The organism is Micromonospora sp. B006 (genome assembly GCF_003408515.1).
In the GTDB taxonomy this organism is placed as follows: Bacteria; Actinomycetota; Actinomycetes; order Mycobacteriales; family Micromonosporaceae; genus Micromonospora; species Micromonospora echinospora_A.
This window is the reverse complement of the sequence record NZ_CP030865.1, coordinates 4,668,156-4,681,499: the sequence shown is the minus strand read 5'-3', so window position 1 is coordinate 4,681,499 and position 13,344 is coordinate 4,668,156. Positions and strand designations below refer to the sequence as shown.

The following is a 13,344-nucleotide window of genomic DNA, read 5'->3' as shown; positions in this document are numbered from 1 at the left end:
CACGCGGCGAAGCCCTCTCACGCACAGTGGTGAGAGGGCTTCGCCGCGCAGAGCGACCGGGGCGGATGCCGGGTCCGCTCGCCTCACCTGATCGGCGAACCGCCGTCGACCGGGATGGTGTGGCCGTGGATGAAGGACGCGTCGTCGCTGGCGAGGAAGCAGACCGCGCGGGCGATCTCGTGCGGCTCGCCGTACCGGCCGGCGGGCGCCTGCATGGTGAGGTCGTAGAACGGAAAGTCGCTGGTGATCTCCGCGCCCTCGAAGGCGGCGGTCTTGATGACGCCGGGACCGATGCCGACAGCGCGGATGCCCTGGTGACCGTAGTCGTAGGCGATCTGCTTGGTGAGCCCGATGACGCCGTGCTTGGCGGTGGTGTACTCCGCGCCGACCTCGCTGGCGACCACGCCGGACGCCGACGACACGTTGATCACGACACCCTTGCCGCGCTCCAGCATGTGCGGCAGCGTGGCCTTCGTCGCGAGGAAGACGCCCTTCAGGTCGACCTCCATGACGCGGTCCCACTGGTTGTTCTCGATCTCCAGCAGCGGCACGTACGCGCCGAACACGCCGGCGTTGTTCACCAGCACGTCGATGCGCCCGTACGCGTCGAGGGCTGCGCTCACCATGGCGCGCACCGAGTCCTCGTCGGTGACGTCGGCCGCCACCGCCACCGCGTCGCCGCCGGCTTCCTTGACGCGCGTGACAGTCGCCTCGGCGCGCTCCAGGGAGAGGTCGGAGACGACGACCTTCGCGCCCTCGGCGGCCAGCTCGACGCACATGGACATGCCGAGCCCGGAGCCGACCTGGTCCGGGCTGAAGCCGCCGCCCGTCACGAGCACCACTTTGTCTGTCAATCCACGCACCGCGCTGTCTCCCGTCTGTCGATGACCGTGCGTCCGGCACGGCTGACCGTTCGGATGAATGGCCCTCATCTTTACGTACAGATTAGCTGGTCAGAGGGGGTGCGCCCACCGGCGCGAGAGCTCGCGGCGGTGTGACGAAGATCGTTTGCGCCGCTCCGGCCCGGCGGGGTAGGGACAGCACCACCCCGGAGTCGGGGGTATGCGGGATTACCCACGGCGACGGCCGTCACCATAATCGGTGACGGAGAGTCGCGTACGAGAGCGTGGCTCGCGGCATCGGGGGCGACATGACTTCTTCCACGTCGACGGAACCCGCAGCACGGCGGGGCAGCGACTACGCGCGGTTGTCGCGCCGGATCGCCGAGGCGGGACTGCTCGAGCGGCGGCCCGGCCGGTACGCGTTGCGGATCGCGCTCACGCTGGGCGCCTTCGTGGCCGGCTGGGTCGTCGTGGCGCTCGTCGGCGACTCGTGGTGGCAGCTTCCGCTTGCCGTCGTGATGGCGGTGGCGACCACGCAGGTGGCGTTCCTCGGCCACGACGCCGGGCACCGGCAGATGTTCCGGCGGCGCGGGCCCAGCGAGGCAGCCGGGCTGGCCGCCGGCAACCTCGCCGTCGGGCTCAGCTACGGCTGGTGGGTGGACAAGCACAACCGCCACCACGCCAACCCGAACCACACCGACGAGGACCCGGATGTCGGCGCGGGCGCGCTGGTCTGGACGTACGAGCAGGCCACTGCCACGCGCGGCCTGAGCCGGTGGATGGCCCGCCGCCAGGCGTGGCTGTTCTTCCCGCTGCTCCTGCTGGAAGGGTTCGCGCTGCACGTGGCGAGCGTGCAGGCGCTGGTCGGCCGGGAGCCGGACGGCAGGTGGCGGGTGCCGATGCGGCACCGGGCCGTGGAGGCGCTGCTGCTCGCCGCGCACGCCGCCGGCTACCTCGGGCTGCTGTTCGCGGTCATGTCCCCGGGCAAGGCGCTGCTGTTCGTGGCCGTGCACCAAGGGCTCTGGGGTCTCTACATGGGCTGCTCGTTCGCCCCGAACCACAAGGGCATGCCGATGCCGACCGACGAGGACGACCTCGACTACCTGCGTAAGCAGGTGCTCACCTCACGCAACGTCCGCGGTGGCCGGTTCGTCGACCTGGCGCTCGGCGGCCTGAACTACCAGATCGAGCACCACCTCTTCCCGAACATGCCCCGCGCCAACCTGCGCCGGGCCCGGCCGCTGGTCATGGCGTACTGCGCCGAGCAGGGCGTCCCGTACGCGGAGACCGGGCTGATCGAGTCGTACCGGCAGGCGCTGGCGCACCTGCACGACGTCGGCCGCCCGCTGCGCGCGGGCTGACCTGGCCGGCTGCCGGTAGGGTCCGCATGGTGGAGGGCGCGCCACGGTGGTGGCGCGCGGCGCGGCGGGCCGACCGGCCCCGACCGCGTCACGGGACGACATCGTGCGGAGCTGCGGCATGAGATTCGAGATCAGCAAGGTGCTCGACGCCATCGAGGGACGGGTCTGCACTGATCCGTCGCTGGCCCGGGCCGTGGTCGACCTGGCCGAGGTCATCCGCTGGCAGAACCTGGACGGCGGTCGGCCGGCCAGCCTGCTGCGGCTCGGCATGGTGATCGACGCGCTGTCCCGGCAGATCGGTGAGGACAGCGTCCCGGTCTACGCGATCGTGCACCGGGCGCTGCTGTCCGACGCCGACCTGACCTCCAACGAGCGGATGGTGGTCCGCCGCTGGGCCGACGACGGCCTGGTGGAGGTGCTCGATCAGCCCGGTGACCGGATGCTGGAGGTGGCCGACCTGCTGGGCCTGCCGGTACTCACCCGGGCCCGCCTGGACGGGCTGGTCGGCCGGTACCCGTGGGTCGGGCAGGCGGGCCGCGTGCTCGCCCCGGTGCCCGGCGCCGGTGGGCCGGTCTTCATCGCGCACGTCGGCGGCGGCCAGGACCCGGCCACCGGCAGCCGCTCACCGGCGGGTGTCAAGCTGCTCTCCCGGAAGTGGCGCTGCCCCGAGCCGGGTTGCGCGCTGTTCGGCGGCGGCGGGGGCGGCGGCGCGTTCGCCGACCTGGCCGCCGTGGACCGGGTGCCGGCCGAGCAGCCGCCGCCCACGCTGCGCACCGGCGCGCCGACCTGCCCCCGGCACGGCGCGCGGCTCTCCGACGCCGGTCCGCGCCCGCGTACCGAGGTGCTCGCGGTGCGCATCGGTGGGCTGGTGCGCAAGCGGTTCGTGCTCACCGAGACCGAGCCGGTGCCGGTCGGCCGGGCGCCGGAGGGGCCGGGCGCGGTGACCCTCGGCCAGTGGCTCAACGACGAGGCCCGGCGCTGGATCAGCCGCAGCCACATCCGGCTGGAGCTGCGGGTGGGCGAGGTGGTGGTCACCGACACCAGCACCAACGGCTCCGGCGTGCGACCGGGCGGCTCGATGGCGGAGAACGAGCGGATCGCCCTGCCGCCGCAGCAGTCCCGGGTGCTCGGCGAGGGCGACCTGATCGAGCTGTACCCGGGCGTGCAGGTGGGCCGCGCCGCCCAGATGAGCAGCGACGCCACGTACACCCCGAACTCGGTGATGGCCGAGGCGCCGACCATGGCGATGCGGCTGCCGCGTCAGTGACCCGCGTGCGAAGGCGCCGGGACCGTCGTGGTCCCGGCGCCTTTCGCGTACGACCTCAGGCGGCCAGCACGGCGGCGAGCTGCGCCACCGCGTGGTCGATCTCGTCCTCGGTGATCACCAGCGGCGGGGCGAGCCGGATCGTCGAGCCGTGCGTGTCCTTGGCGAGCACACCCCGCTCCATCAGCAGCTCGCACGCCTGCCGGCCGGTCATCAGCGCCGGGTCGATGTCCAGCCCGGCCCACAGGCCGCGCCCGCGTACCGCCACCAGGCCCTTGCCGATCAGGCCACGCAGGCCGGCGTGCAGCCGCTCGCCCAGCTCGGCCGAGCGGCGCTGGAACTCGCCGGTCGCCAGCAGCCGGACCACCTCGGTCGCGACCGCGCACGCCAGCGGGTTGCCGCCGAACGTCGAGCCGTGCTGGCCCGGCTGGAGCACGCCGAGGACGTCGGCGTTCGCCGCCACCGCCGACACCGGCACGATGCCGCCGCCGAGCGCCTTGCCCAGCAGGTACATGTCCGGCTCGACGCCCTCGTGCTCGCAGGCGAACGTCGCGCCGGTGCGCCCCAGACCCGACTGGATCTCGTCGGCGACGAACAGCACGTTGCGCTCGGTGCAGACCCGGCGCACGCCCGGCAGGTAACCCTCCGGCGGCACCACGACGCCCTGCTCACCCTGGATCGGCTCCAGCAGCACGGCCACCGTGTTCTCGTCGATCGCCTCGGTCAGCGCGGCCAGGTCGCCGTAGGGGACCACTGTGAAACCCGGGGTGTACGGCCCGAAGTCGGCGCGCGCGTCGGAGTCGGTGGAGAAGCTGACGATGGTGGTCGTACGCCCGTGGAAGTTGCCCTCCGCCACCACGATGTTGGCCTGGCCCGGCGTGACGCCCTTGACCCGGTAGCCCCACTTGCGGGCGACCTTGATGCCGGTCTCGACCGCCTCGGCGCCGGTGTTCATCGGCAGCACCAGGTCCTTGCCGCAGAGCGCGGCAAGCTCCCGGCAGAAGTCGGCGAACTGGTCGTGGATGAACGCGCGGCTGGTGAGCGTGAGCCGGTCGAGCTGCGCGTGCGCGGCCTCGATCAGCTTCGGGTGCCGGTGGCCGAAGTTCAGCGCCGAGTATCCCGCCAGACAGTCCAGGTAGCGGCGGCCGTCCACGTCGGTCAGCCAGGCGCCCTCGGCCGACGAGATCACCACGGGCAGCGGGTGGTAGTTGTGCGCCGTGTGACGCTCCGCGTCCCGGACCGCGGACGGAGTCCGCAGCATGTCGTCGATGATCACTTGCTCGCCTTTCCCTGACGGAGTCGCAACGTGCAGCACTTCGGTCCGCCGCCGGCCTTGCGCAGCTCGGACAGGTCGATGCCGATGGTCTCGTAGCCCCGGTCGCGCAGCTTCGCGGCGAGGTCGGTGGCCTGCGCGGGCAGCACCACGTGCCGGCCGTCGCTGACCGCGTTCAGCCCCAGCACCTCGGCGTCGGCCATGGTGGCGTGGACGGCGTCCGGGAACAGCCGGCGCAGCACCGCCCGGCTGCCGGGGGAGAACGCCTCCGGCAGGTACGCCACGGTGCGCTCGTCGAGCACGGTGAGCGCGGTGTCCAGGTGATAGAAGCGGGGGTCCACCAGCTGCATGGTCACCACCGGATAGCCGAAGGTCTCCTGGAGCTGTGCGTGCGAGGCGTGCGCAGTGCGGAACCCGGTGCCGGCGAGCAGGTGGTCACCGGCCAGCAGGACGTCGCCCTCGCCCTCGTTGACGTGCTTCGGGTCGTACATCTCGAAGCCGGCGGCCTCGAACCAGGCCCGGTACGCGGGCGCCTCGTCGGCGCGCTGCGGGTCGCGGAACTGCACCGCCATGGCCTTGTCGTCGATCACGGTGCCGCCGTTGGCGGCGAAGACCATGTCCGGCAGGCCGGCGACCGGCTCGATCAGCTCGACCTCGTGGCCCAGGTCGAGGTACGTGCGGCGAAGCTGCTCCCACTGCCGGATCGCCAGGTCGGCGTCGACCGGGGCGGTCGGGTCCATCCACGGGTTGATCGCGTAGTCGACGGCGAAGTACGTCGGCCGGCACATCAGAAAGCGCTGGCGGATGGCGTCCATCGTCATGTCGTGCTCCCAGTGTCGGGCGCGCCCGGCCACCGTCGGCCCACGGGCTGGCGCCGTGGTCCAACGTTATGCGGCCCGGGTAGACGACATCCACCGCGAGAAGTTGCGTCGAGCAGCGAATCGTTGCGTTGAATCGGTCAGCGACGAGTGATCATTGCGCCGACGCCGGACACACTTCGGGGGCGGCGAACCGCCGCCCCCGAAAGAGGTGTTGCCCGGCCGGTGAACCACCGGAGCTGATCAGGCTGCCGACGCCCCGCGTCGGCGATCGGGACAGTGCCCGTCAGAACCAGCTGCCAAACTGTGAGTCGAGCCACTCGCGGAAGCGGCTGACCCAGTCGCCGTCGGTGGTCGGCCAGTCGAACTGGCCGGTCATCGCCACGATGCCGAGCACCACGGCGGCCAGGCCGACCGCGATGCCGATGAGCGCGTCGGTCTTGCCCGCCACGTGCCGGCGACGAGTGGCGATCAGGCCCAGCACCGCCAGCACCGCGCCGGCCGCGCCGACGCCGATGCCGTACCCGGCGAGCGTGCCGGAGAGCACGAACAGCGCCCCGACCACCGAGACGATCAGGCCGAGCGTGGCGAGCAGGCTGGCCCGGGGACGCTTCGTGGTGTACGGCTCCGGGCGGTCCACCCGGCCGTCGCCGTCGGTGTCCGTACCGTCGGGGCGGCCGTCCCGGTCCAGGTCGGTGCGGTCCGGGCGGCCGTCGCGGTCCAGGTCGGTGCGGTCGGCACGGCCGTCGCCGTCCAGGTCGGTGGTGCGCTCGGCGGCGGGCGCCGCGCCGACTGTGCGCGCGTCGGTCACCGGAACGGTCCGCGTGTCGGCGTCGGTACGGCGGCCGGTGACCGCGCGCGCCGCCGCGCCCCGGTCCGCGGCCCGCCGCCGTGCCTCCGCGTCCCGCTCGTCGTCGGCCGCCACGATCCGGCCGTCGGTCGTCGCCGTCCGGCCGTCGGTCGTCGTTCGGCTGTCGGTGGTGGCGCCGAGGTCGCGTGCGTCCCGGTCGGTCGCCGCGTCCCGGGCGCGCTCGTCTTCGGTGGCGGTGGCGGCGCTGCGGTACGTGGTCCGCTCCTCGTCGCGGTCGGTGACCACGGGCCGCTCGGCCGGCTGCTCCGCACTCCGGTCGCGCTCGTCGACCACGCCGTCGCCGTTGGTATCGGTACTGGTCGCCGGAGGGTTCCGGCGGGACAAGATATTCACGATGGCACCTCCTGATCCAGGCGCGGAGGCCGCGCATGACGGGAAGGAAGTACCCAGGTGTGCCGAAATCGACACCCGCTGTCGCTCCGCACGCTCCAGCGACCCGGCCGGAGCGTGCGGAGATCGCCGCCGGTCAGGACACGGTGCGTGACCACTGCTGGTTGGTGCCCGCACCGCAGGTGTACTGCTGGACGTCCGCGCCGTCGCCGGTGCCGGCGTTTACGACGTCCAGGCACTTGCCGCTGTGCCGGGCCCGCAGCTGGAACCAGCCGTCGCGCGCGGCCCACTGCCACTGCTGGTTGGCGCCGCTGCCGCAGGTGTACTGGATGATGTTGGCGCCGTCGGCGGTGCTCGCGTTGGCGACGTCGAGACACTTGCCGCTCGCGGCGTTGACGAGGCGGAACCAGCCGCCGCCGGCGTCCTGGAACTCCCACCTCTGGTTCCCGCCGCCGTTCCAGCTCCACTGCTTGACCTCGGCGTTGTTCGCCGTGGACCCGTTGATCACGTCCAGCACCCGGCCGCTGTGCCGGGCCGTGACGCGGTGGTACGCGGGCGAGTTCCCGGTGACGGTGCCCGCCGCCGCGTCGATGGTGACCGACGGGTACCAGGTCAGGCTCATGCTGGTGGCGGTCGGGAAGCTGATCGGCAGCCACACGTACTGGGAGTCGTTGGCCGGGCCGCCCCACGCTCCGGCCCACCTGTCACCCAGATAGAGGTAGCTGGTTCCGGAGGTGCCCTGGATCGGCAGCACGAACGCTGGCTGCGAGTTGAACGTGGTGCCGTTGCCCACGTCGGTCCAGCCGCTCCACGGTCCCGAGATGCTGGACGCGGTGGCGTACCGGGCCTGGTTCGGGCTCCAGCCCGTCGCGCCCGACGTCAGCAGGAAGTAGGTGCTGCCCCGCTTGAACATCGCCGGCGCCTCGCGGTGCGCGCCGTCCCAGAAGTTGCCCACCAGAGTGGCCACGTTGAGGTAGTCCGACGTGAGCCGGTAGATGTTCAGGTCGTAGTTGTCGTCGGCCGCCGAGATCATGTACGCGGTGCCGTTGTCGTTGTAGAGCGTGATGTCGCGGGACATGTGCTGCCCGAGCGGCCGGAAGCTGCCGTGGTACGTGTAGGCGCCGTCCACCGTGGTCGATGAGGCGACCGCCGCCCGCGCCTCGTTGTAGTCGGACCCGTTCTCCTTGTGCATCCACATCACGAACCGGCCGGTGGCGGCGTTGTAGATGACCTTCGGCCGTTCGATGTTTGCCACACGTAGTTCCGCCGCCGACGACTGGGTGAGCACGTTGTTGCGGAACTCCCAGGTGCGCAGGTCCGTCGAGCGGTAGACGGAGACCGCCCGGAACGTGTTGTCCGGGTTGCGGTTCTCGCCGAACCAGTAGTAGTAGTCGCCGACCTTGAGGACGCCGCCGCCGTGGGCGTGCACCACGGCGCCGGTGGTGTCGGTGAACTGGGTGCCGTTGGTGACTGTCACCGGCGCCGCCAGCGCCGCCGCCGGTCCCAGCACCGTCGCCGCGAGAGCCACGGCGAGCGCCACCCCCACCGCCAGGAGGCGACTTCTGCCACCGGCCCGGTCGTTCCCGGCGCACCGTGTCGTCCCTCGCACGGCTGTCACCTGCCGCACTTCGGCGTGATGGTGCCGGGCGTCGCGCCGGCCGCCACGAGCATGCCGAACGTCGTCGAGCCACCCGGCCGCAGCGTCCCGTTCCAGGAGGCGTTGCGGACCGCGGCGTCCTGGCCGGCGCCCTCGGCCACCCCGCCCCAGACCGACTGGATGCGTTCGTCACCCGACCACCGCCAGGAGACGAGCCAGCCCGGTGTCGGCTCGGTGCCGTCGTTGCGGACGGTGACCGTGGCGACGAAGCCACCGCCCCAGCTGGCGTCGATCGTGGCCGTCGCGGAGCAGGTTCCCGACGTCCGGGCCGGTCCGCCGATCACGTACGGATCCCGTGTGCCGTGGGTGTCGCTGAACCGGAACCAGTAGTCGGTGTCGGGGGCCAGGCCGGTGACTGTCACCTTTCCCTGGCGCTCCGGCCCCGTGACGGCTTCGGCCACCGGGTCGCGCCACGCGGTGGCGTCCTCGCGGCTGGTGAAGAGGCTGACGACGAGCGGCGGGTCGTAGCCGCAGGGTGGGCTGAGCACCATCCAGTAGGTGATGGTGAGACTGCTGGCGGTGGCGTCGGTCACCTGGCCGGTGACCGGCAGCGCCGGCGGGCACGCGAACGTGGGCGTGGGCGTCGGCGTCGCCGCCGCGGCGGGCGTCACCGTCGTGGTGGCGGGCGACCGGACGACGCCGGACGAGGCGGCCCAGCCGGTCAGGGTGAGGGCGGCGGCCAGTGCCGCGCCGAGCGTACGAAGCATCTGTTTCTCCCGAGACGGGGGCACCGGGGGCGGTCGGCGCCGGAGTGGTGGTGGACCGCGATGTCGCCGCCGTAGCGGCACGGCGGAGCGCCGGAGACGACTGCCCGGCACCGGGGTGGCGCATCACCCCGCGCTTGTCCCTCCGGCGAGATCGAGCGGCTCGCACTGGCTCCCGAGCGCTACGCCGCCAGTCTTTCAGTCGACGGACATCGATTCAATGTCGTCCCAGGACCCGACGTCGCCGGCGGTCCGATCTGCTGGCTACGCTTGGCAGTTGTGCCAGAGGGACACACCATCCACCGCCTCGCCGCCCGGCACGCCGAGCTGTTCGCGGGCGACAAGGTGCACGCAGAAAGCCCGCAGGGGCGCTTCGCCGAGGGCGCGGCCCGCCTCAGCGGCACCGTCCTGGACGGCACCGAGGCGTACGGCAAGCACCTGCTGCACCACTACGCGGGCGAGCTGACGCTGCACGTACACCTGGGGCTGTACGGGAAGTTCGCCGACGGGGCCGGGGAGCCGCCGGCCCCGGTCGGGCAGGTGCGGCTGCGTCTGCACAGCGACCGGAACTGGCTGGAGCTGCGTGGCCCGACCGCCTGCGAACTGCTGACCCCGCCCGAGGTGACGGCGCTGCGCGACCGGCTCGGACCCGACCCGCTGCGCGCCGACGCCGACCCCGACCGGGCGTACGCGCGGATCCGGCGCAGCCCCACCCCGCTCGCCGCGCTGCTGCTGGACCAGTCGGTGGTGGCCGGCACCGGCCTGATCTTCGTGACCGAGGCGCTGTTCCGGGCCGGCCTGCCGCCGCTGCTGCCGGGCCGCGACCTGAGCGCGGCCGGCTGGGCCGAACTCTGGGCGGACCTGGTGACGCTGATGACCCGCGCGGTCGAGCGGGGCCGGATCGACACGGTGCGCGACGCCGACCTGCCGGAGGTCACCGGCCGGGCGCCGCGCGTCGACCGGCACGGTGGCGAGGTGTACGTCTACCGCCGCCCCGGCGCGCCGTGCCACGTCTGCGGCACCGAGGTGAGCCGGGGCGCGCTGGCCGGGCGCAACCTGTACTGGTGCCCCACCTGCCAGGCGGGCTGACTCACATCTCGTTGAGCAGCCAGCGGGCCGCCTCGACGTTGCCGGGGAAGACCTGATCGCCGCCGATGCTCCAGGCCACCGTCTGGCCGATCGCCCAGCCGCGTACCCGCTCCCGGTCCAGACCCAGTTCGGCGCTGAGACGGTCGAGCCGGTGCCGGACGGCCGCCGGGGAGTGGCCCAGTTCGGCGCCGCGCACCAGCGGCACCACCCCGAACTCCCGCTCGCCGACGAGCGGTTTCGGGTCGATGACCAGCCACGGTTCGCGTCCGGCCGCCAGGATGTTGCCGGCATGCAGGTCCTGGTTCACAAGCACCTGCTCACCCTGGCTCGGCGTCAGGTCGGCGAGCAGCCCGAGCGCGGCGTCGAGGAGCCGCCGCTCGTACGGGCGGTTGGCCCGCCGCCAGTTGCCCGGCATCCGCTCCGCCCAGCCGGCCGCCTCCTCGGCGAGCGGAGTGAACGGCGGCCCGGCCGGCACCCCGAGGCGGGGCAGCAGCGCGACCGCCACGTCCAGCGCGGCGTCGGGCGGCAGGCCGTACAGCGGGGTGCCCGGGTCGCAGCGCTCGACCAGCAACGCGCGCCGGCCGGGATCGTGGGCGAGCAGCCGGATCGCACCCCGGCCGTCCCAGTGCGCCAACGCGGTGGCCTCGTGGCGGCTGTCGTCGTCCGGGTACTGGAGCTTCAGCACCGCCCGCGTCCCGTCGGGCAGCGTCGCGGGCAGTGCCAGGGACGCGAACGCGTACCCGAACGGCGGCCCGATCGTCAGCTCCCACCGCGTGACGCACGCGGCGAGCCGGTCCGGCAGCTCCGCGAGCCACGCCCGCCCGGTCTCCGTCCGCTCGACCCAGCGCAGGCTCTCGGGAATGTCACACCGCATCCGGCCATCCTGGCCGAGCGAGGCCCTCGGCGCCGCCCGGCCCGATCAGGGGGACGTCGTACCGCTCACCGGCGAGGCTCGCGGCATGCGCGAACGCGCGCGCCGAGGAGACGCCGCTCGCGGCCGCCCGGCCATCGCCGACGTGACCGGCGAGGCAAGATCAGCCCGACTGTGATCGTGTCAGCGTCTTCGACTCCCGAAACGTCCCCAGTGGGCCTGAATCCTCCAAGATCCCCCATCAGCGCGCTCACCGGAGGCGGACAAGACGAACAGAAGACCCCCGCCGTGGCTTGATCGACTCCACTTCCCCGAAGTGGCGGCATCATTGTCCATGATCAACACCAGCTCGCCGAGATGGTGGTATCGCAGAGCTGTTGATGCCACCACTTCGGCGAGCTGGTGTTGATCAAGCCGGATCGCGGCTGTCGGCCTGCGGGCACCACTCGGCACCGGCGTTGACCAAGGAGTTCGTGTCACCGGAGCGCCAGGAGTCTGCCCCTAACTCCTTGATCAACGGGCAGGCGTTGAGGGGTGCGGGTGCGGGTGCGGGCGGGGGCGAGGGGTGCCGCGCTCGATGCTGGCCGTGCCGCGCCAGCTGAGTCGACGCCGAGATCCTCGCTAGCTTGCGGACCGGCGGCGGTGTGACTCGGCGCCGGGGAGCCGGGCCGGGGCAGTCGTCGTGCCCGGCCCGGTACCCGTCGGCCTTCTGCCTGTCCGGCCTTCCGTCCGGCCTTCCGTCCGTCCGGCCTTCCGTCCGGGGCAGTCGTCCTGCCCGGCCTACCGCCCGTTGGTCTATCGCCCGGTCGGGGTCGGGGTCGGGGTCGGGGTCGGGTTCGGGGTCGGCCGGCGCCGGCGGGCCAGCAGCATCAGACTGGCGCCGACGATCAGGAGCGCTGCGCCGCCGGCCACCAGCGGCGCGGTGGCGGGACCGGTGATCGGAAGCCCTCCGGTGCCTCCGCCTCCGACGGTGCCACCGCCTCCGCCGCCGCCCGGCGAGGGCTCGCTGCCGGGTGTCGACACGCGTACCGTGACCACCTCGGACACGCCGACCGTCGCCGGGTCTTCACTCGGGACGACTACGCGGTAGCGCAAGGTGCCGGGTGTCTTCGGCGTGATGGTGATGCGGTACGCGTTGTTATCGCCGTGCGCCCACCCGGCGGCTACCTTCCGCCACGTCCTGCCCTGGAGTTGCTGGAGTTCGATGTCCATGCTGTCGTCGGGCTTGACCACGCCGGTGAAGGTGACTGTGGTGCCGGGCCTGACAGTGGTGCGGTTCGCTTTCGCCGTGACTGTCGGCTTCACCCGGGGATGGTCAGCCGCGACGACGATGTAGCGCGGTGAGATCTCCGAGGGGGACGGACGGATGATGCCGACGCACTTGAGATAGCGGTCGCCCTTCGGATAGGTCCGGGAGAACGTGCCGTCGGCCTTGGTGGTGCCGTTGGGCTCGCTGTGATACTCGACGCAGAGGTTGTCGGTGCCGAAGAAGATCGGCTGGTTGCCGATACCCTCGCCGGTGTCCTCGTAGTAGAACCGTCCCGCCACGGTCAGCGGGCCGTCGCCGACCAGCGGGTCCGGGGTGAGACGCATGGTGGCCGCGGGCCGGTGGGTGCCGGTGACCTCCAGCCTGGTGTCCGCCGAGGCGGACGGGTCGACGTCGAGCCGGTTCCAGGCGGCGTCCGTCGCCACCAGGTGGTGGACCTCCCAGGTGCCGTTCCAGGTCGACGGCACGTGGATCGTCGCGCTCCAGGTGCCGTCCTGCGGGGTGCCGGCGGTGAGCGACAACTCGGCGCCGTCGGTGCGGTCCGTGCCGACGAGGCGCAGACCGACGTGGGGCAGCTTGCTGCCGTCCATCTCGTAGGCCTCGACGACGCCGGTGTCGTCGGTCAGGTGCGCGCTCACCGTCACCGGCACCAGGTCGACGCCCGAGACGGAGACCGCGTCGGGTGAGACCGTGACGTCCACCAGCACCGGTGGCGTCTGGTCCGCCGCGGCCGCAGGGGAAGGCGTGGCGGTTGCGGAGGGCGTGGCGGTTGCGGGTGGCGCGGCTGTTGCGGGTGGCGCGGCGACGAGGACACCGCCGGGCAGCAGGAGAAGAGCCGTCGCGGCCATGCGCCACACTCGCATGTCGGTGCCCCTTCCGAGGTCGACCCATAACGGAGAGTTTTCCTGTCGGTACCGTACTCCGTCGATGCGTTGCCGGCTGCCCCGTCGACCTGTCGATTCGCCGGGACGGTCGGCCGAGGCCCCCGGCCGACCCG

11 protein-coding genes are annotated in these 13,344 nt (G+C 72.5%); 3 read left to right on the top strand and 8 right to left on the bottom strand.

All coding sequences use genetic code 11. The annotated features are described in order from the left end of the window. Window positions 1-83: 83 nt before the first annotated feature. Window positions 84-863 (bottom strand): SDR family NAD(P)-dependent oxidoreductase, encoded by a 780-nt coding sequence (locus MicB006_RS20970; protein ID WP_116508387.1) that lies wholly within the window; start codon window positions 861-863, stop codon window positions 84-86. A 287-nt stretch (window positions 864-1,150) separates the two neighbouring features. Between MicB006_RS20970 and MicB006_RS20965 the strand changes: the two genes are divergently transcribed. Both MicB006_RS20965 and MicB006_RS20960 read left to right on the top strand, forming a co-directional pair. Continuing rightward, the gene (locus tag MicB006_RS20965; RefSeq protein WP_116508385.1) at window positions 1,151-2,203 is read left to right on the top strand and encodes an acyl-CoA desaturase; all 1,053 of its coding nucleotides are present in this window, start codon (window positions 1,151-1,153) and stop codon (window positions 2,201-2,203) included. Window positions 2,204-2,321: 118 nt separating this feature from the next. Next, window positions 2,322-3,470: an FHA domain-containing protein gene (locus MicB006_RS20960; RefSeq protein ID WP_116511675.1), complete on the top strand. Its 1,149-nt coding sequence runs from the start codon at window positions 2,322-2,324 to the stop codon at window positions 3,468-3,470. Window positions 3,471-3,525: 55 nt separating this feature from the next. Here the strand turns inward: MicB006_RS20960 and rocD are convergent, their stop codons facing one another. From rocD to MicB006_RS20935, 5 genes are all read right to left on the bottom strand, one after another. Beyond that, a complete protein-coding gene (rocD, locus tag MicB006_RS20955) occupies window positions 3,526-4,740 on the bottom strand; it encodes an ornithine--oxo-acid transaminase (RefSeq protein WP_192900317.1) in 1,215 nt (404 codons plus the stop codon). Continuing rightward, window positions 4,740-5,555: a dimethylargininase gene (ddaH, locus tag MicB006_RS20950; RefSeq protein WP_192900316.1), complete on the bottom strand. Its 816-nt coding sequence runs from the start codon at window positions 5,553-5,555 to the stop codon at window positions 4,740-4,742. The genes rocD and ddaH overlap by 1 nt, the downstream gene beginning before the upstream one ends. A 289-nt stretch (window positions 5,556-5,844) precedes the next feature. Continuing rightward, on the bottom strand, window positions 5,845-6,762 hold the full coding sequence (locus tag MicB006_RS20945) for a DUF4190 domain-containing protein (protein ID WP_116508381.1): 918 nt from the start codon (window positions 6,760-6,762) through the stop codon (window positions 5,845-5,847). Between the two features lie 133 nt (window positions 6,763-6,895). Further along, window positions 6,896-8,368, bottom strand: coding sequence for an RICIN domain-containing protein (locus MicB006_RS20940; RefSeq protein WP_116511671.1), 1,473 nt, complete (start codon window positions 8,366-8,368; stop codon window positions 6,896-6,898). 5 nt (window positions 8,369-8,373) lie between these two features. Then, on the bottom strand, window positions 8,374-9,123 hold the full coding sequence (locus MicB006_RS20935) for a cellulose binding domain-containing protein (protein ID WP_116508379.1): 750 nt from the start codon (window positions 9,121-9,123) through the stop codon (window positions 8,374-8,376). A gap of 276 nt (window positions 9,124-9,399) precedes the next feature. Here MicB006_RS20935 and MicB006_RS20930 point away from each other — a divergent pair, with 276 nt between their 5' ends. After that, the gene (locus MicB006_RS20930; RefSeq protein ID WP_116508377.1) at window positions 9,400-10,209 is read left to right on the top strand and encodes an Fpg/Nei family DNA glycosylase; all 810 of its coding nucleotides are present in this window, start codon (window positions 9,400-9,402) and stop codon (window positions 10,207-10,209) included. 1 nt (window position 10,210) lies between these two features. Here MicB006_RS20930 and MicB006_RS20925 read toward each other — a convergent pair whose 3' ends face one another. Beyond that, the gene (locus tag MicB006_RS20925) at window positions 10,211-11,083 is read right to left on the bottom strand and encodes an aminoglycoside phosphotransferase family protein (RefSeq protein WP_116508375.1); all 873 of its coding nucleotides are present in this window, start codon (window positions 11,081-11,083) and stop codon (window positions 10,211-10,213) included. A 792-nt stretch (window positions 11,084-11,875) separates the two neighbouring features. Beyond that, window positions 11,876-13,210: a hypothetical protein gene (locus MicB006_RS20920; RefSeq protein WP_152037859.1), complete on the bottom strand. Its 1,335-nt coding sequence runs from the start codon at window positions 13,208-13,210 to the stop codon at window positions 11,876-11,878. Window positions 13,211-13,344 lie beyond the last annotated feature (134 nt).